Origin of the sequence: Methylocapsa sp. D3K7 (assembly GCF_029855125.1) — a bacterium.
Classification (GTDB): domain Bacteria; phylum Pseudomonadota; class Alphaproteobacteria; order Rhizobiales; family Beijerinckiaceae; genus Methylocapsa.
On the sequence record NZ_CP123229.1, the window covers coordinates 1,229,556 to 1,248,385 of the forward strand.

An 18,830-nucleotide genomic window follows, 5' to 3' on the forward strand; every position below is an offset into this window, starting at 1 on the left:
TGGCATTTTTGCACTGTCAAATCACGATGTTTATTCACGCCGTAGCGCATCAATCGGATTGAGCGCCGCGGCCCGGCGCGCCGGGAGATAGCCGAAGAGAACTCCAACCCCAACGGAAGACAAAACCGCTATGACCACGCTCGACGGTCCAATAATCAAGGGCCAGCCCGCCACCTGCGCCACCCCATAGCCGCCAGCGACACCAAGAGCGAACCCCACGGCGCCTGCTGCAAGACAGAGCACGACGGCTTCAGTCAAAAATTGCGCGAGAATATCGCGCTTGCGGGCGCCGATCGCCATGCGAAGACCAATCTCGTGCGTGCGCTCGGTGACCGACACCAGCATGATATTCATAATGCCAACCCCACCCACGACGAGCGAAATTGCCGCTGTCGCCGCGAGCAGCCAACTAAGCGTCGTTTGCGTGGCATTCATCAGCTCGACAAACTGTGTTGGATCGAACATATCGAACCTGTCTTGCTCGCCCTCATGGATATGCTTGCGCTGGCGCAGCAGCGCCAGGATCGTATCCTTGGTGGCCCCCCGGTCCGCGTCCGGCGCGACTTTCATATCGATCAAATTGAGCTGATGCGCCGAGGCCCTATCCTCTTGCGGCAAGCGCGAGCGGGCCGTCGTAATCGGAACGATAACGTGATTGTCAAAATCTTGTCCGCCAACAGATCCGAGTTGTGAACGCACGCCAATGACCTGCATAGGTACCCCGCCCATGCGCACCATTTGGTCAACCGGTGACCCGGACCCGAACAGTTTTTCCGCAACTGTTGCGCCAAGTACGATGACCTTGGCTCCCGACCGCACCTCTCGTTCCTCGAAGAACCGGCCCTCCGATGTCGTCACGTTAAACACATCAGCATATGCGGCATCGACACCCCAATATTGGGGAGTCCAGCTCTTGTTGCCAGCAATGATCGTAACATTTCCATCGACTTCCCTGGAAATATGGCGGACATCCGGGACACGCTCTGCGATGGCCCTCACATCCTCGTCGGTCAGCTGCACGACAGGGCCCCGCTGACCGGCATTGGTCACCTTGATTGGGCTTGCGATCAGAGTGTCGGCACCCATTGCGGAGAGCTGTTTCTCGACCATCTTCTCGGCGCCGCCACCGGCCGCTCCAAGAACAATGATGCCCGCGACACCTATGATGACACCAATGGCGGTGAGTGCGCTGCGCAGCGCGTTGAGTCGCAGCGAAGTGACCGCCTCGGAGAGCAAAGCGGCCGGTGTCATGGCTTGGAGCCCCCAGCGGGCAACCGGGAGGCATTTTGGCGCACGTCCTCGATGAGTTCGCCATCACGAAAACGCAACAGGCGCCCGGCGTAGGCGGCGACGTCCGGTTCATGGGTGATCACGATCACCGTGAGCCCTTCGGCATGAAGTTTCACGAAAAGATCCATGATCTCATCCGAGGTATGGGTGTCGAGCGCGCCCGTCGGTTCGTCGGCGATGATGATGCCGGGATTGTTGATAAGAGCGCGCGCGATGGCCACCCGCTGCTGCTGACCCCCGGAAAGCTGCGCCGGCCGGTGCTGAAGGCGGGCACCGAGTCCGACCGCTTCGAGCTTGGCGCGGGCGCGGGCCGCCGCATTCCCCTCCGTTCGCGGCGCGTAGACGAGCGGCAGCATGACATTTTCAAGCGCGCTCATCCGGGACAGCAGATTGAATTGCTGGAACACAAAGCCGATGTCCCGGTTGCGCAAGCGCGCCAGCCCGTCGCCAGACAATTCGGCAACTGGCTCACCATCGATCACGAGTATGCCGGAGGTTGGCGTGTCGAGCGCGCCAAGGAGATTGGCCAAGGTCGATTTGCCTGACCCGGACGCTCCCATGATGGCGACGAACTCGCCGCGCGAAATGCTAAAGGTCACCCCGTGCAACGCATGGACCTGCTCGGCGCCAAGGTCGTAGATTTTGCTGAGCGAGGTGCAAGCGATGATTGGCGCCGCCGGCGCGCCGGATTGTGGTGACATTCAAGGCCTCCGCCGCTCCGCCGCGCTCTTGACGCGCAGGACGGCCGCCTCGCCCTGCTTGACCTCGCCATCGAGAATTTCGGTTGCCGTGTCGCCCCGGAGGCCCAACCGCACCGTCCGCCGTTCAAGTGCTCCACTTGGCGCGGTCACCCATATCGCGGCACCATCCGGGATATCTCGGCCACCTGCTGGCGGCCGGAACCGCAATGCATCGTTGGGGACACTCAGCACATTCTCGCGTCTGTCGCCGATAATCTTCACGGTGGCGGTCATATCGGGAAAAAGCCGTTGGCCGGGGTTTTGCGCCTTGATGATCACCGTATAAGTGACGACGCCAGCGGTCTTCGCGGCGGCAAGCCGGACCTGCTCCACGGTGCCTTCGAATGTCTCGTCCGGAAAGGCCTCCACCGAGAACGTGACCGGGGCACCGGGCCGCACGGGACCGATATCCGCCTCATCGACCTGTGCGAAGATCAGGATTTGCGAAAGATCCTGGGCGATCTGAAACAAAATCGGCGTTTGGTATTGTGCGGCGACCGTCTGACCCGGCTGTATCCGCCGGTCGACAACGACCCCGTTGATCGGGGATCGGATCAAGGTATGGTCGAGATCGATTTGCGCTTGAGAAACATCGGCCTCGCGGAGCGCGACGGCCGCCTTGGCCGATTCCAATTGGGCGGCGGCCATCGCCAGCTCGGCTCGCGCCAAGCTAAGCTGGGTTTGCGCATCCTCGCGGCTCTTTTGCGACACGACGCCCTTGGGCGATAGCAGTTCGAAACGCGTGGCATCGCGCTCGTCTTGCGCGATCCTCGCGCGCGCCCTTGTCATCGCCGCTTCGCGCAGCCCAATGTCCGCCTTTGCCATGGCAAGATTGGCGGCGGCCGATGCCAATTTTGCCTCGAAAGGGGCGCGGTCAATGATCGCGAGGAGATCCCCTTCCTTCACCGGATCGTTGAAATCCGCCTTCATTTCGAAGATCAAGCCCGAAAGCTGCGACCCGACATCAACGGTCACAAGGGCCTTCACCGAACCGGTCGCCGAAATGCTGCGCTCCACCACCCCGACGCCAACGGGTCGCGTCTCGTAGGAAGGCGCGGCGTCATCGCTCCTGCTCGCATAGTGCCACCCCCCAGCCGCCAGCATCACAGCAGCGGTGGCCGCAAGCGCAAGCCCCGTCGCCCTCCAGCCGGCCAAAGGCTTCCGCACGCGCAGCAAACGCCCATCCGTGGTGGCCCGCCAGCTCATTATTCTGCACAGCTCCGTCGTTTCGGCACGTGGCTCCCCCGAGGAACCTAGGTTGATTGTCGCAGGCATACGTCCGCCGCTTTATAACGGATCAGAAGCGTTTCATCCGACAAAAATTAGCTCACCGTAGAGAACGCGGCGCGTTTTCATGAAAATCACACTTGAGTAAGCGATCCCTGTCCTGGCGGATGGCCAGGCATGGAATTTACCGGCCGAAAACTGACTTTCAGCGAATGGCTGGCAAACGCGGCGCCGGCGCGTTCAACGAAGCGATGTTACCAGTTCGCGAAAGCGCTCATGGCATAATTCGTTAAATCGCCAATACGATCCATCGGAATGTCGGCGGGGGAACAGCCAGCAAGAACTTTCGGGTCTCGCGCGTAGTGACCTTGCTTGGGGAAAACGGTGGTGACGCGCTCGCCCCACACCTGCTTGACCGCATTCAGGATGCGCAATTTGTCATCGATCATCACATAGCGTTTTGCTGGATATAGGCGCTCGACCTCGGCAAGCTCGTGCTCCTTATGGACATAGATAAGGACACGGTCCTCGAAAGCCGTCCAGAGCCCAGAGCGCACGATCTTCCAGGGTTGAAATACCGCGTCCCCATCGGAAAGGATGACGGGGAGACCCCATTGCTGGACATGACGAATGACATCAAGCGCCCCCGCATAGAGCCGGTCGGCAAAGGGATAGTCGATGAGCCAGCCTGACATCCTCAGCACATTTGGATCGTGCATCCTTTCAAGCCGGAATCGCTCCAAAGCACCGAGGTAATCGGCATAGCCGAGTTCACTCCGCAACTGTTCGAACATGGTCCAATAAAGTTTGCAGGCGTCGGCCCCAAATGCTTCGGTCAAATAGGCGGCCATATCAGCTTGGACGCGATCATTATCAAGGAGCGTGTTGTCAACGTCGAAAAGAAAGACAAGGTCATGCGTTGTTGTCATGGGCCCGGCGCCGCCGGCAGCGGGTTATGCCATGGGCCGTCTGTCCCGATCAGCTGGCTGGCTTCCTTCGGTCCCCAACTTCCCTGGGCATAGGCAATCGGCGGCGCGTTCTCGTTCAGAACAGAGTCCACAATCCGCCATTGCGCATCGACGATATCCTGCCGTCCGAAAAGATCCCCGATGCCATGCATCGCGTCGCCAAGCAGACGCTGATAAGGCGGCATGAAAGCCGACTCCTGCTCGGTCAGGATCAGCTCCACATCCTGACCTTGCATTCCCTCGCCAGGATGTTTGACCCGCAACCCCAAGGCAATGGTGACATCCGGGCTGATCCTGATTCGCATGTGGCCCGATGCCGGGGGAATAAATTCCGCAAAAGATTCCCGCGGCGGTCTTTTGAAATCCACCATGATCTCCGTTGCGGTCAGCGGCAGCGCCTTGCCCGCCCGAATGAAGATTGGCACGCCCGCCCACCGCCAGGAATCGATGAAAAGTTTGGCCGCGACAAATGTCTCGATGGTCGAATCAGATTTGACCCCGGGCACCGATTGATAACCTGCATATTGGCCGCGAACGACATGCGCCGCGTCGAGCGGGCGGACCGCCTTCAGCAGGGCCGCTTTCTGTTCGCGGATAGCATCGCATTCCTCGCCTGTCGGCGGGTCCATGGTCAGGCTGGCGAGCACCTGCAGCATGTGGTTTTGAAACACGTCGCGGATTGCGCCAGTCTCATCATAGAATTTGCCACGGTCCTGCACACCAAATTTCTCAGCCATGGTGATCTGAATGCTGTTGATATAAATGCGGTTCCAGATCGGCTCGAACATCGCATTCGAAAATCGCGTATAAAGAATGTTCTGAACAGGCTCCTTGCCAAGATAGTGATCAATCCGGAAGATGTTTTCTTCTGGAAAAAACCGATTGAGGATGCGATCGAGCTGACGCGCCGACTCTCTATCGCGCCCAAAGGGCTTTTCGACAACGAGACGAGCGTCCATTCCGGCGCCCAGCGTCGCCAGTCCCTCGGCAACCGTCCCAAAGAGGCTCGGTGGAATGGCAAGATAATGCAGCGGCCGCTTCGCGTCGCCGAGTTCCTGGCGTAGCCGCACATAAGTCGATGGATCATTGTAGTCGCCGTCGACATAGCGGAGCAGACTGGTGAGCTTGGCAAAGGCTTTTGCGTCGAGGCAGCCGTGACTGGAAAGGCTATCCTTAGCGCGCGCCTTCAACTGATCGAGCGACCATCCGGCCTTGGCAACACCTATGATCGGGACATCGAGGCCTTCGTCACGAACGAGCCCCTGCAACGACGGAAATATCTGCTTGTAGGCAAGGTCGCCCGTGGCACCGAAGAAAACGAGCGCGTCGGAAACCGGGCGCATTCAAGCATTGTCCTTGTTCGCGGCTTTCTCGATATGGCCGCCAAATTCGTAGCGCATCGCTGAGAGCAGCTTGTCAGCATATTCGGCCAGCCCGCGCGATTCGAACCGCCCAAACAGAGCGGCGCTGATGACAGGGGCTGGGACGCCTTCGTCGATTGCCGCCTGCAATGTCCAGCGACCTTCGCCGGAATCAGAGACATGTCCCGCAAAACTCGTCAGCTCCGGATTGTGGCGGAGTGCCGCGGCGGTAAGATCGAGGAGCCATGAGCCAATGACGCTGCTGCGCCGCCAGACTTCGGCGATCTGCGCAATGTCAAAATCGTAGCGGTAAAATTCTGGATTGCGCAATGGCGTCGTTTCCGCGTCCACGTCGCGCGTGACATGGCCAGCATTGGCATTCTTGATGATGTTCAAACCTTCCGAATAGGCGGCCATGATGCCATATTCGATCCCATTGTGGACCATCTTGACAAAGTGACCGCCGCCGTTCGGCCCGCAATACAGATAACCCTGCTCGGCCTGACTTGGCTCTCCGGTCGCCCCAGCCGTACGCGGCGCCGTCCCCACTCCTGGAGCAAGAGCACGGAAGATGGGATCAAGATGCTGGACAATTGTAGGCTCGCCGCCAATCATTTGGCAGTAGCCTCGCTCCAGTCCCCACACCCCTCCACTTACGCCGACATCGACATAATGAAGCCCCGTTTGCTTTAGCTCGGCCGCGCGGCGGATGTCATCATGATAGTAGGAGTTGCCGCCGTCGATGAGAATGTCGCCCGGTTTGAGCAGCGGCGTCAGAGAAGTCAGGACGGCATCCACCGCTGCCGCCGGCACCATCAGCCACAGGGCGCGCGGCTTTGACAGACTTTTCACGAAGGCCGGCAGACTGGTCGAGCCTTCGGCCCCCTCCTTGACCAGGGCTTGGACGGGCTCCGGATGGCTATCGTACACCACGCATTCATGGCCGGCCTTCATAAGCCGCATCGCCATATTGGCACCCATCCGACCAAGACCGATCATGCCAATTTGCATTTGTGTCCTCCCCTAAGCGAAACTGTTTATAGCGCGCGCTTGTTCCAGCGGCAAAGCCAGGACCGGTGACGCCATGCGCTTGCCACGAGACGGCATTACATCAAAAAATAAAAATTAAGCGCTGGAGCGGGGATGATCTGAACGTCTCGCGCGTTATATTCGTTCACGGAACAGAGTCTTAACCATACGGCGGACACCAGGCTTCAGCATTTTTCCCAAGCCCGGACGGTGGGCTTTTCAACGGGAGCGCATCGCCATGCCGTTCAAGGTCCAGATCGGTCCGCCCCAGATCTCCATCCATCAAGGCCAGACCGTCCTCATCAGCGATCCCGACGGACAGATCAATTGGCCGAGCGAAAGGGGTCTTTACTTTCTCGATACGCGCGTCGTCAGCAGTTGGACCGTCTACGCCAATGGAGAGCCTTGGGAGTTGTTGAACGGCGGTCCCGTCACCTATTACGCGGCGCGTATCTTCCTGACCAATCGGGCTTTCGCGACGGAAGCGGGCATCATTGCGCCGCGCACACTTGGCTTCACCATAAGCCGGTGGATTCATCACGGAATGCACGAAGATCTCGACATTACGAACAACAGTATGAAGCCGGTAAAATTTCAGCTCGAGATCGCCATCCGCTGCGATTTCGCCGATCTCTTCGAGGTGAAATCAGGCAATATCGTACGCCGGGGGCGGATCACAACGGAATGGACGCAGGCGCGCCAACGGCTTTGCACGACCTATCGCAACAGAGACTTTAGCAGAGCTGTTACCATATCTGCGCATCGCGTTCCCAAAGAAGCGGTCTATGCAAATGGCCGTCTCAGTTTCGAGGTTGCTATCAATCCTGGAGAGGCTTGGCATACATGTCTTCTCTATAGCTTGATGGACAATGACAAACATTTGGCTCCGCCACAGGACTGCGCCGAAGATCATCCCAAGTCCAGCCACGCCGAAACCCTGGCGGATTGGCTACGGACTGTGGCAAAAATCCAGACCAGCAATGAAGAATTCTACCGGCTTTTTCGCCGCGCCCTGGAAGACATGGCCGCGCTCCGCTTACCTATCAAAGGTACGGACCATATCGTCTTTTTGCCTGCCGCTGGGCTTCCCTGGTTCATCGCCCCATTCGGACGCGACAGTCTCATCGTCTCGCTGCAGAATATTTTGATCCATTCGGAATTCGCGCGAGGCACCTTGGACATCCTCGGCTCTCTTCAGGCGAAGGAAGATGACCCCTACCGGGACGCTGAGCCGGGCAAGATTTTCCACGAATTGCGCTATGGTGAATTGGCCCATTTCAAATTGATCCCGCACACGCCTTATTTTGGCACCGCCGACGCCACTCCGCTATATTTGATCACCTTGCATGCGGCCTGGCGCGCGACCGGCGACCAAGCCTTGCTGGAGCGGCATCTTGAGACCGCAGAGGGCTGCCTGTCATGGATCGATCACTATGGAGACCGCGATGGAGATGGCTTTCAGGAATATCAGACGCGATCTCCGGTCGGGTACGAGAACATGGCGTGGAAGGATTCTGGCGACTGCGTCGTCTATCCGGACGGCTCGCTCGTCAAGGGGCCGAAAGCACTCTGCGAACTCCAGGGCTATGTTTACAGTGCGTGGCTTCGCATGGCCGAGGTATTTGACGCGCTCGGCAAAAGCGATCGTGCGGCGGAGTTGCGGGCAAAGGCCGCCGCTTTGTTCGAACGGTTTAACGCGGCATTTTGGGATGACGAACTTGGCTTTTACGCCTACGCGCTCGATGGCGATAAGAAAAAGGTCCTGACCGTCGCCTCAAATGCCGGCCATTGCCTTTGGTGCGGGATCGTGCCTCGGGAACGGGCCAAACGTGTCGTGGAACGCCTGATGGCGCCGGACATGTGGACGGGATGGGGCATCCGCACGCTCTCGGCCGATCATCCGGCATTCAATCCCTACAATTATCAAACGGGATCGGTGTGGCCGCACGACAATGGAATTATCGCGCTGGGGTTCAAGCTCTATGGCTTTGGCGCGGAGGCGGCCCGGATCGCGCATGACATCAGCATCGGAGGAAGCTACTTCCTATTGAACCAATTGCCGGAGCTCTACACGGCCTTTCAACGCGACGGGACGACATTCCCGGTGCAATATATCGGCGCCAATGTGCCGCAAGCCTGGGCGGCCGGATCGATCTTCATGCTGACGCAGGCCATGCTGGGGTTCCTGCCCGATGCTCCACGGAATAAACTTTATGTCGATCCGTTATTGCCGGATTGGTTGCCGGACCTCAGGATTCGTGATCTTCGCCTAGGCCGGCACACATTCGATATCCGCTTCTGGCGCGAGGGAGAGCGAACCGAGTTCGAAGTGCTCAATGGCGATGCAAAACTGGTGGAACGCTGTGAAATGGGCCTCAAGGCGGCTCAGCTCCGGGACCATGCGGAGCCGCTCAGACGGGTCAAAAAGCCGCGACCATGAAATCAAGAGGTGACTCCATGCCGAACACCAACGATCACACCGGACAGGCGGAACCGCTGACCCTTGCCATCGACATCGGCGGCAGTCATCTCAAGGCGGCCATTCTCGACGAATCAGGAGAGATGTCTTCAGTTCCCATCCGCGTCAAGACCCCGAAGCCAGCCACGCCGGAGGCCGTGGTCGCGGCGCTGATCGGCGTCTCGCAGAGGCTCGGCCAGTTTGATCGCGTCTCAATCGGCTTCCCGGGCGTGGTGCGGGCGGATTTTGTTTTGACGGCGCCCAATCTCGGGACCAAGGCGTGGCATGACTTCCGGCTCGCAGATGTCATGGCGAAAGATTTGGGTAAGCCGGTTCGCATGCTGAACGATGCCAGCATCCAAGGCCTCGGGGTTATCAGTGGCCAGGGTCTCGAATGCGTTTTGACCATGGGCACGGGAATGGGCTTTGCTTTGTTTCGCGACGGCGAGATCGCGCCGCATCTCGAACTCAGCCAGCATCCCCTTCGCAAGCATAAGACCTATGACGAATATGTGGGCGAGGCTGCGCTGGAACGCGCCGGCAAGCGGCGCTGGAACAAGCGTGTCCGCAAGGTTATCGGCATCCTCGAAACTGTGATCAACTATGACATGCTCTACATTGGCGGGGGCAATGCAAAGCTGATCGAAAACCCATTGCCTTCCAATGTGAAGATCGTTTGCAACTCGGCCGGGATTACGGGTGGCGTGCGGCTCTGGGACGCGCGGCTGGATCACGCATTTGCTGAGCATCCCCCTGCTTTTGCTGGACAGCCGGTTTAGGCTCCATGGTGCCCCTTCGCGCGCTTGGTTCCTGCATCACGTCTCCACTTCTTCGAACACCGTGACCCATTCCAAATATCTGCGGGCAATGCTCTCGACCGCCTCCTGGCGCTGGATCTTGCCGTCACGCCACGCGACCAGCGGCTCCCAGAAGGACGTCCGTCCCACCGCAAAGCCAATGAATCCCGGCACGGCGGCCGCCACACGAAGCCACTCCACCACCTTCTGCTCATTGGAGCCGCGCCCGAGAATGATGCATCCGACCTGTTCGCGGCCGTCACGGCGCGCCATGTCCACGATTTTGAAACAATCCTCGGCCCGGTCCAAACCTTCGATCTTCCAGACATCGGGCTCGACACCGGCATTCTGCAGCTGTTCCAACGCGGCCACCATCAGCAAGGGCCTCAAATCAAGGTCATAACGATTCTGATCACCTCCCACGCTCTCCATCTGCGCAGGGGTGGCTGGCACCAGCAATTCGAACATGAAATAGAAATTATGGCTGTGGCAATAGTCGGCCAGCTCCTTAAGACGGGCGGCCTGCCGGCGATTCATCGCCGCGTCATCTTCGGGATTATAGCGCACCAAGACCTTGACGAAGGTCGGTTTGAATTGCTCGATATGGGCGCCATATTGCGAGCCGAACTCGAATTGAAACTCGGCCTCGCCGCTCTTTTCCGCCGGCATCGCGGTGATGAAGCCATTTTCGGCAGCATCGCGCAGGATGCGCGCGCCAAACTGCTCATCGACGAGGATACCGGCCCGGTCCTTTGACAGTCCGGTCCCGAGAGCAAACTTAAACCCGTCAAATATGATATCCTTGGTCTTCGCAATGCGCTCGGTCTGCTCGGCGCTCAGCCCCCCGCTCCATCCATAAAGACCTTTTTCGAAGGAGCTGCGATGGTCGAACGGCAGGATGTAGAGCGGCTTGTTATACCCAACGGGTCGAATCGTGCTCATATTCGCTCCTGCCGATGGATAGCGCGGTGGCGGCGTTGTCAGCGTATCCTATGATAACGCGGGATCAACGCATTGGTAGTGGCGAGACTCAGATCCCGCCCGGCGTAGGCCAACTCTCGCCGTCGATTGGACTTCGATACGTTCAACACGCGAGACGGCGGGGAAAGAGAGGGGCTTGCAGCGGCCGCGGCCTTCGCTGTGGGCCTTTGGCCCCACGGGCACCAGCCTCAGATAGGAGCCTCGCGATGGATGAAATTCCAGAGGGCTCCCCCATGACGGCACCGTGACGAGTTCCATCAAGGCGCGGAATTTCTCTTTGCGGGCGCGACGCGGATAGCGATTTCACCCCTATGGTCACGCTTATAGAGGCTGAGTTAGCCGCGGGACTGGCGTTGCGGCGGCCTCTCCCGGCGGCGATCATTCGGACCGTGATAGGCGATGCCGGCGTGGCAGGAGCAATATGGTCCCGCGCCCGGCAATTTTTTTGCACCGCAGTAACGGAATTCGGACTGCGCCGGATCTCCCATCGGCCAGCGGCACATCGACTCCCGCAATTCCATGATGGTCACGGGTTCACAAATTGGGACGACAACATCCCTTGCCACGAGAGGCCGCACATCTTCCATCACCATCGGCTGCAAGGCCAGAGCGGTATTGCCGATGGACGCGTGGGTGCCAGAACGCTGCGGTGCCTGGCGCCGTGGTGCTTTTTGATGCGACTGCGCTGGCACATGTCCCGCCACTGCCTTGACCCGGCCCGAGAGCCCGAGACGGAAGACCTTGCCGATCACCGCGTTGCGCGTCACCCCGGCACCGAGTTCGCCTGCGATACGGCTGGCACTACAGCCTTCAAGCCATAGCTTTTGCAACAACTCGATTCGTTCATTGGTCCAGGACATCAGGGCCTCCTAGAAACTTGCCATCGTGCAATGAGAGTCGTTTGGAATTCCGATCAAAACATCGAACTCACCAAAAATGCATTCAATAAACACCGCATGACACATAACTCCGCCTGCGGCGGCAAAGTTCAACGCGGCGTAATTTCAAGCCGTCTCTTGCCTAAGCTTTCGTAGTTTCCATGGGACAAACTACACTAGCGATGAAATCATGCGCAAGCCGCGTATCACGTCGCGGAATGTTTTCAACAACAGCTTGCATCGCGCGGTCAACCGCCATTTCCCGCCAACTTTCCCTCACACCGCCACAAAATGAACTGGATCATGGCGCGGTGGAGGCTGCTGCCGGACAATGTATGGTGTCAAATTGAGCTTGCGCCGGGCTGGCCGTTCCATTCGCGCGATGTAAGCCGCGCGTTTTTTCTGTGAGGCTTGTCAGCAAACAAAATCTAACGGGCAGCGGGCTAGCGTCTCGAAGATTGAGCGGAACTCGCTGCGCACAATTCTGGGGGAAAAGGCATCTCCCCACTTCTTAAATAACCGGCCATCTCGGCCGCAACTCCCCATTCATCGCACGGCCGACCCGAGCGTATCTGAACTTTGAAGTCAAGGACGCGCCTGCTTCGAGACGCTTGCTGCGCAAGTTCCTCAGCATGAGGGCGCGCCGCCTCCGGCGGTCGAAGATCCTTGAGTTCAAAGTTCAGATACGCTTTTCTGCTGCCGTCCGATGAATGGCTTTTCCCGCGCAAGACGCGCGGAAATGAGGCATCCACTGCGTCACGTCATGCCCGGCCTTGAGCCGGGCATCCAGACTCTTGTCATGGGTGTTTCGATGACCGGGGCGATGCCCGGCTATGACCGGCGCTATCGTCCAGCTCTTTGATCTGCCCTTCGAACCAGGCGAGGTCTTTCTTCCAAACAGCATTGTCCGGCGAGAGTTTTGTCAGGCGCACCATGATCGCTTGGCCTTGCTGCAAAAAGCCGCGCGCCTTTGCCGTGTCGCCGGATTGCCGGTGCAGAGAGGCGAGCTTGCCAAAGCTATATGACAGATCGCGCTGCCAACCCGCATTGCCGGGGTCGGACGACGCGAGACGGTCTCTAATGGCGAGGCTGTCAGAGTAGGATTTCAGCGCGCCAGAAAGGTTGCCTTGCGCCTCTTGCACACTGCCCAGCTTATTGTACGACACCGATAGATCGCGCTGCCAGCCCGCATTGACGGAGTCGGAGGCCGCGAGGCGGGAAATAATCTCTCTCTTGGCCTCGTAGGATTTGAACGCTGCCTTAAGATCACCCTGCGCCTCCTGCACGCCACCAATCCGCTCGTTGCTAATCCCGAGATCATATTGCCACTGGGCATTGCCGGGGTCGGAGGCCGCGAGGCGGTCGGCAATGGCGAGGCTGTCAGAGTAAGATTTCAGCGCGCCCGCCAGGTTGCCTTGCGCCTCTTGCACGCCGCCCACCTTGTTGTAGCTCACCGACAGATCGCGCTGCCAGCCCGCATTGCTGGGGTCCGATGTCGCCAGGCGCTCTCTAATGGCGAGGCTGTCAGAGTAAGATTTCAGCGCGCCTGCCAGGTTGCCTTGCGCCTCTTGCACGCCGCCCACCTTGTTGTAGCTCACCGACAGATCGCGCTGCCAGCCCGCATTGCTGGGGTCCGATGTCGCCAGGCGCTCTCTAATGGCGAGGCTGTCAGAGTAAGATTTCAGCGCGCCTGCCAGGTTGCCTTGCACCTCTTGCACGCCGCCGAGTTTCTCGTAGCTCACCGACAGATCGGCCTGCCAGCCGGGACTGTCTGGGTCGAATTGCGCGAGGTGTTCTTTGATAGCAAGGCCTTCCTGATAGGATTTAAGCGCACCATTCAGGTCGCCCTGTGCCATTTCAACATCACCAATCTTGTCATAGCAGATTGAGAGATCGCGCTGCCCACGAGCATCCATGGGATCAGATTTTGCGAGGCGCTCAGTGATAATAGTATCGTCCTTATAGTGTTTCAGTGCATCGGCAAGTTTGCCCTGTACTACGTGAACGTCGGCGATCTTTTCGTAGGCCACCGCGAGATCGCGCTGCCATTCTCTATCGTCTGGGTTAACGGCCGTCTGCTCGATCGCGATTTGTTTGGCCTTTTCCTCGTCATCGAGGCCTACTGCCAATTCTCCACGTGCTTGAGCAAGTTCGCCAAGCCGAAGGTTGGCACGATAAACGCCACGTTGATCTCCCGTTGCCGACGCAAGTTTAAGCAATTGGGCCAAACTCTTTTCGGCAGCCGTGAGATGGCCAGCCAGTAGGCTAAGCCAGCCGTGCCAATAGAGGGACTCCTTATCGTCCGGGTTCAACTCGACCGCTCTAGCATATGCTTCGAGAGATTTCTTAGGGTCACGAAGAGCGGCAATGGCGCCAAAATTCCGGTAGGCGATAGCGGCTTCTTTCCTGTCATTTTCAGCCTGCGTAATCGCCTGCTCGGCCCGCGTGGCCGCCTGTTCGGCACGTGCCGTCTTTTCCTCGGCGATGGAGCTCAGGAGCTGCACTGCCTCACCCACTTTGTTTTCCTTCAGGAGCGCAAGCGCTTGCTGGAGGCGGCCATCGCCTGCCGCCGCTCCTCGCGCGATTGATTCCACCGCACCGCCGACTGCCTCCCGGGAACCAGATGAGGCCGGGGTCAGTCGATCGGAGATAAGCTGCGCGGTAAGGGTTTTGGCCGCATTCTCATCGAGAATGTAGATATTCGTGACGCTTTTTTCGTGGGGTTCTTTGTGATCGACGTAAAAAGCAATAATGGACCCTATGACACCTGCAACCGCCAACGCGCCGGCGCCGAGCCACGAGGCAATCGCGCGCTTTTCCGGGTCTTTAAGAATTCCCCCGAGCCAGGAAGTCATTTTCGAAAAACCGAAAAGCCAAAAACCCGTCTTAAATGCGGAAACAAACCTAAGCCCTCATGCTAAGGAGGGTTCGAAAAACCCGTCTCGAAGCACGAGGGCACCTCGCCAGCCACGCAGCCATCCTTCGCGACGCCCGCTTCGCGGGCTCTCTCCAGTCGCCCTCTTCCATTGCGTTCGCTTCGCGAACCACTTCGCTCGCAATGGAACCTCGGGCTTCCTTCCGCTCAGGATGAAGGGCGAGGCTGTTCACAGCAAATCCCAGCCTGTACCGTAATGCAAATGTCCGCTTGCGCAAAATCCCCGATTCAGACCTCGCCGCATCTCGCAGAAGTGCTTTTGCACAGACCTCCAATCGTACCAAAACGTTTCACGTGAAACACTTTTGTCCGATTGGAGGGCAAAACCTTACAACTTTGATGTTTTAAACCAGACTCGCGCAAAAGCGCTGGATTTTCGCGCAGGCGTCTTCGAGCATCGCGGTCGATGTCGCGTAGGAAATCCTAAAATTCGGGCCGAGACCAAAGGCGGTTCCATGCACCACCGCGACACCTTCGGCTTCCAGCAGCGCGGTAGAAAATTCCTCGTCATTGGTGATCGGTTTGCCGTCCGGCGTTTTCTTGCCGATGGCGGCCGCGCAGGACGGATAGACATAAAACGCGCCTTCCGGCGAAGGGCAGGTCAGATATTTGGCCTGGTTGAGCATCGAGACCACGAGGTCACGCCGCGTCTCAAAAATTTTTGCCCGCTCCTTGATGAAATCCTGCGGGCCAGTGAGTGCCTCGACTGAGGCCCATTGCGCGATCGAACAGGCGCCAGATGTCTGCTGGCCTTGCAGCATGTCCATCGCCTTGATGAGCGGCTCCGGCCCGGCCGCATAGCCGATCCGCCAGCCGGTCATCGCATAGGCTTTCGACACGCCATTCATGGTGAGCGTGCGGGAGATCAGTTCCGGCTCGACTTGCGCGGGCGTGGTGAAAACAAAATCGCCATAGGTTAGATGCTCATAGATGTCGTCGGTCAGCACCCAGACCTGCGGATGGCGCAACAACACATCGGTGAGCGCCTTCAATTCCGCCCGTGTGTAGGCGGCGCCCGAGGGGTTCGACGGCGAATTCAAAATCAGCCATTTGGTTTTTGGCGTGATCGCCTTATCGAGCGCTTCGGCTTGCAGTTTGAAGCCGTGCTCCATCTTCGTCTCCACGGCGACCGGCGTGCCGCCCGCGATGAGAACCATATCGGGGTAGCTCACCCAATAAGGCGCCGGAATGATGACCTCGTCGCCACGGTTCAGGGTCGCGAGAAACGCATTGAACAAAATATGCTTGCCGCCGGTGCCGACGATCGTCTGCGAAGCCTTGTAGTCGAGCCCGTTCTCGCGCTTGAATTTTTGCGCGATCGCTTCGCGCAGGGGCGGGATTCCGGCAACCGGCGTATATTTCGTCTCGCCGCGCTCGATCGCTTTGATCGCTGCTTTCTTGATATTGTCCGGCGTGTCGAAATCGGGCTCCCCTGTCGAAAGGGAAATGATATCCCGTCCGGCGTTCTTCAGATCGCGCGCCTTTTGGGTGGCCGCGATGGTGGCGGAGGGTTTGACCCGCAAAAGCGCATCGGCGATGAAAGACATGTGCAAGATCCAGTTATAGGAAAAGCGGGCTCAGCGGCGAACGCGCGGCCCTGAATTCGAGCGCGACCTTAGGTTTCCAGGCCGGTGAAGGCAACAGGAAAAACCCTTCCGCGGCGTCATCCGCGCGATACTTCTCAGGCGGCGGATTTTACTGGCCATTAACTTTGAAATTGCTTTCGCAGTGCGCCAAGGCCCGAAAAAACTTATCACTAGGAACCATACTTAGGCTGAGTTTTAGTTGTCCCGTGCAGCTCTTGACTGTAAGCAGCAACTGGCGCGCATGTTTTGTGCGCCCGCGCACCGCTTGCTAGCCCGCCCGGCGCTAAAAACACCAAGCATAAACAAAGCAACGCTTTCTCAATGTCTGAGCGTTGCCGCTGCATGGAGTTTCATATGTTGAGCGCGGATCACCCCGACCGTAGGTCCGACGCCGGTTTTGTCCGCGCTTACGATGCGCAGGCGGCCCGCCGGCAATTTCAAATTTCAATCGTGCTCGTCGCGGTGCTCGTGATTGCCGCGATTGCTCTCGGGATGCTGGCGCGAATCGACCGTCCCGCCGCCAGCGGACGGACTTCAGGCGCAACAGCCGGTAGCAGTCATTTCGCGGAAACTTTACTGGACATTCTCGGCTGATCAGGGGAAATTCCAACATCCGCTCCCTAGTGGTCCTCGGGGAGCCCAAGACAGTGGGGCCGCGTCGATGGCGCGGCCCTTACTCATTTGGATTGGCTCGCGCAAGAAAGAGGGTGCGGAAGAAAGCCCAGCGGTCAAATTTTCGCCACTCTCTCGACGGTTTTGGCAAGCGCTTTCGATCCCTCCGATCCGGACTTTGGCATGCGCTTCAAATTGACCCCGCCCGGGGCTCCCATTTTCTTCGTCGCGCTTATTCTCGCCGGGCTGGCGGTGGCCAGCCTCTATACTCATGTTCCGGTCGTCGGACACTATGTCGCCGTCCATCGTTTCTGGGTGATGACGGCGGCCTATGTTGCATTGCTCGCCGGCGTCATTTTCGACGGGCTGTAACAACGCAAGCACTTATATTTCCGCGCACCGCATCCGGGCATAAGCTTTACTAATTTTCTGCCTCCGTCCCGCCGGATTGATTTCAGTTCACTTTCACGATGCAACAGATAAAGATGCTTCTTGTCCGCGCGGTGTATCGCGGGCAGGCGGGAACCGCCGCATAAGTCAAGGAAAGGCAGCATCATGAGCGATCTCGTCGTTATCGCGTTTCCCACCGAAGCCAAGGCAGAGGAAGTCCGCCAAAAGGTTTTGGAATTGCAGAAGGAATATTTGATCGAACTTGGCGACGCGGCGATCGCCGTCAAACAGCCGGATGGGTCCGTCAAGCTCAATCAACTCGTCAACACAACCGCGATGGGGGCTGTCTCGGGCACTTTTTGGGGCACGCTTATCGGCTTGATCTTCTTGATGCCGCTCGCTGGCGCGGCGATCGGCGCGGCCTCCGGCGCGTTGGGAGGCGCGCTCACCGACGTTGGCGTCAATGACGCCTTCATGAAGGAAGTGGGAGAGACCCTGCAGTCGGGCAATGCGGCGCTCTTTCTGCTGATCCGAAAGCTGACGACCGACAAGGTGCTGGAGGATCTGAAAGGCGTCGGCGGCACCGTTTTGCGGACATCGTTCGACCATACGAAGGAGGACGCGCTGCGCGCTGCGCTGGCCGGGATAAGCCCGCCACCGGCTGTCTGAGCGGGGAGGACACTTGCGCGAGGGGCCCCCATGCGCGCCTGGCGCCAGGGCGCCGCAATGGCGCGCTGGAGAAACCCTATTCGCCCAAAAGATGCAGCACGACCTCGCGCCTGTGCGCCGCGCTGCGATGCTCGAAGAGATAGATTCCCTGCCAGGTCCCGAGCACCAGCCGTCCAGCGACAATGGGAATGGCGAGCTGAGTTTGCGAGAGCGCGGCTCTGATATGCGCCGGCATGTCGTCGGGGCCTTCGCTGCGATGGATGTAACGCGTGCCATCTTCGGGCGCGATCTCCTCGAAAAAAGTTTCAAGATCGGTCCGGACGTCGGGGTCGGCGTTTTCTTGAATGAGCAGCGACGCGGAGGTGTGGCGGCAGAAAATCGTCAAAAGCCCGGTGGCGATGTTTTGCCCGGTGACCCAGGACGAGACTTGCGCCGTGATTTCGGCGAGACCTTTGCCATGGGTCGGAACGGAGAGGCTATGGACCGCTTGACGCATCGAAAATTTCGCTCGATTGAATTGGCAAATTTCTATTCCTACCGTTTTATGCCGGATATTGCTGCATTTGGCGTGTGTTTGGGGCAGTTTTGCCAAACCTCGGCGGGCGGTGCTTGATAGGCCGCAACCGGCACCGCGAAGCCAGGCTTCGAATCTCGAGGGAGATCGGCCTGTTCCCGTCTTCTTTATTTCAGTTTGTTCTACATCAATGCCGGGCGCTCGCCCAAGTGTCAGCAACCGCCCACGAGCCACGTGCGTGAAACAATCAGCGATTTCAGGGGAGTTCTGGCAGGGTGAATTTTCATCTTTCGTTTTTGGATGAGTCGCGGCACATCCAGGACGTGTGGGAAGCGAATTTTGAGAGCGAGCACACCGCAATTTGCTGGATGTGGATGGTGGGCGGAGTATGGGCG

General features: G+C 58.6%; 16 protein-coding genes. 5 read left to right on the top strand and 11 right to left on the bottom strand.

Annotation, left to right across the window (positions count from 1 at the left end; translation table 11 throughout):
- Positions 1-30 precede the first annotated feature (30 nt).
- From QEV83_RS05525 to gnd, 6 genes are all read right to left on the bottom strand, one after another.
- Positions 31-1,251 (bottom strand): ABC transporter permease, encoded by a 1,221-nt coding sequence (locus tag QEV83_RS05525; protein ID WP_280130233.1) that lies wholly within the window; start codon positions 1,249-1,251, stop codon positions 31-33.
- Positions 1,248-1,991, bottom strand: a complete 744-nt coding sequence (locus QEV83_RS05530; protein WP_280130234.1) for an ABC transporter ATP-binding protein — start codon at positions 1,989-1,991, stop codon at positions 1,248-1,250. Before QEV83_RS05530 ends, QEV83_RS05525 begins: the two co-directional genes overlap by 4 nt.
- On the bottom strand, positions 1,992-3,236 hold the full coding sequence (locus QEV83_RS05535; protein ID WP_280130235.1) for an efflux RND transporter periplasmic adaptor subunit: 1,245 nt from the start codon (positions 3,234-3,236) through the stop codon (positions 1,992-1,994).
- Positions 3,237-3,511: 275 nt separating this feature from the next.
- Complete coding sequence (locus QEV83_RS05540; protein WP_280130236.1) at positions 3,512-4,186, bottom strand: HAD family hydrolase; 675 nt, start codon at positions 4,184-4,186, stop codon at positions 3,512-3,514.
- The gene (zwf, locus tag QEV83_RS05545; protein WP_280130237.1) at positions 4,183-5,568 is read right to left on the bottom strand and encodes a glucose-6-phosphate dehydrogenase; all 1,386 of its coding nucleotides are present in this window, start codon (positions 5,566-5,568) and stop codon (positions 4,183-4,185) included. The genes QEV83_RS05540 and zwf overlap by 4 nt, the downstream gene beginning before the upstream one ends.
- A complete protein-coding gene (gene gnd, locus QEV83_RS05550) occupies positions 5,569-6,597 on the bottom strand; it encodes a phosphogluconate dehydrogenase (NAD(+)-dependent, decarboxylating) (RefSeq protein ID WP_280130238.1) in 1,029 nt (342 codons plus the stop codon).
- 256 nt (positions 6,598-6,853) lie between these two features.
- On the opposite strand from gnd, the gene QEV83_RS05555 reads away from it, so the two are divergent.
- Together QEV83_RS05555 and QEV83_RS05560 are read left to right on the top strand one after the other, a co-directional pair.
- Positions 6,854-9,055: a glycogen debranching N-terminal domain-containing protein gene (locus tag QEV83_RS05555; protein ID WP_280130239.1), complete on the top strand. Its 2,202-nt coding sequence runs from the start codon at positions 6,854-6,856 to the stop codon at positions 9,053-9,055.
- A gap of 17 nt (positions 9,056-9,072) precedes the next feature.
- Complete coding sequence (locus QEV83_RS05560; RefSeq protein ID WP_280130240.1) at positions 9,073-9,852, top strand: ROK family protein; 780 nt, start codon at positions 9,073-9,075, stop codon at positions 9,850-9,852.
- A gap of 36 nt (positions 9,853-9,888) precedes the next feature.
- On the opposite strand, the gene QEV83_RS05565 is transcribed toward QEV83_RS05560, so the two are convergent.
- From QEV83_RS05565 to QEV83_RS05580, 4 genes are all read right to left on the bottom strand, one after another.
- The gene (locus QEV83_RS05565) at positions 9,889-10,812 is read right to left on the bottom strand and encodes a DUF2090 domain-containing protein (RefSeq protein ID WP_280130241.1); all 924 of its coding nucleotides are present in this window, start codon (positions 10,810-10,812) and stop codon (positions 9,889-9,891) included.
- Positions 10,813-11,186: 374 nt separating this feature from the next.
- A complete protein-coding gene (locus tag QEV83_RS05570) occupies positions 11,187-11,711 on the bottom strand; it encodes a GcrA family cell cycle regulator (protein ID WP_280130242.1) in 525 nt (174 codons plus the stop codon).
- Between the two features lie 815 nt (positions 11,712-12,526).
- The gene (locus tag QEV83_RS05575) at positions 12,527-14,584 is read right to left on the bottom strand and encodes a tetratricopeptide repeat protein (protein WP_280130243.1); all 2,058 of its coding nucleotides are present in this window, start codon (positions 14,582-14,584) and stop codon (positions 12,527-12,529) included.
- Positions 14,585-15,008: 424 nt separating this feature from the next.
- The gene (locus tag QEV83_RS05580; RefSeq protein WP_280130244.1) at positions 15,009-16,211 is read right to left on the bottom strand and encodes a pyridoxal phosphate-dependent aminotransferase; all 1,203 of its coding nucleotides are present in this window, start codon (positions 16,209-16,211) and stop codon (positions 15,009-15,011) included.
- Between the two features lie 393 nt (positions 16,212-16,604).
- On the opposite strand from QEV83_RS05580, the gene QEV83_RS05585 reads away from it, so the two are divergent.
- From QEV83_RS05585 to QEV83_RS05595, 3 genes are all read left to right on the top strand, one after another.
- On the top strand, positions 16,605-16,844 hold the full coding sequence (locus QEV83_RS05585; RefSeq protein WP_280130245.1) for a hypothetical protein: 240 nt from the start codon (positions 16,605-16,607) through the stop codon (positions 16,842-16,844).
- A gap of 201 nt (positions 16,845-17,045) precedes the next feature.
- Positions 17,046-17,234, top strand: a complete 189-nt coding sequence (locus tag QEV83_RS05590) for a hypothetical protein (protein ID WP_280130246.1) — start codon at positions 17,046-17,048, stop codon at positions 17,232-17,234.
- Between the two features lie 183 nt (positions 17,235-17,417).
- Positions 17,418-17,921, top strand: a complete 504-nt coding sequence (locus QEV83_RS05595; protein WP_280130247.1) for a DUF1269 domain-containing protein — start codon at positions 17,418-17,420, stop codon at positions 17,919-17,921.
- Positions 17,922-17,997: 76 nt separating this feature from the next.
- Here QEV83_RS05595 and QEV83_RS05600 read toward each other — a convergent pair whose 3' ends face one another.
- Positions 17,998-18,417 (bottom strand): secondary thiamine-phosphate synthase enzyme YjbQ, encoded by a 420-nt coding sequence (locus QEV83_RS05600; RefSeq protein WP_280130248.1) that lies wholly within the window; start codon positions 18,415-18,417, stop codon positions 17,998-18,000.
- Positions 18,418-18,830: the final 413 nt, after the last annotated feature.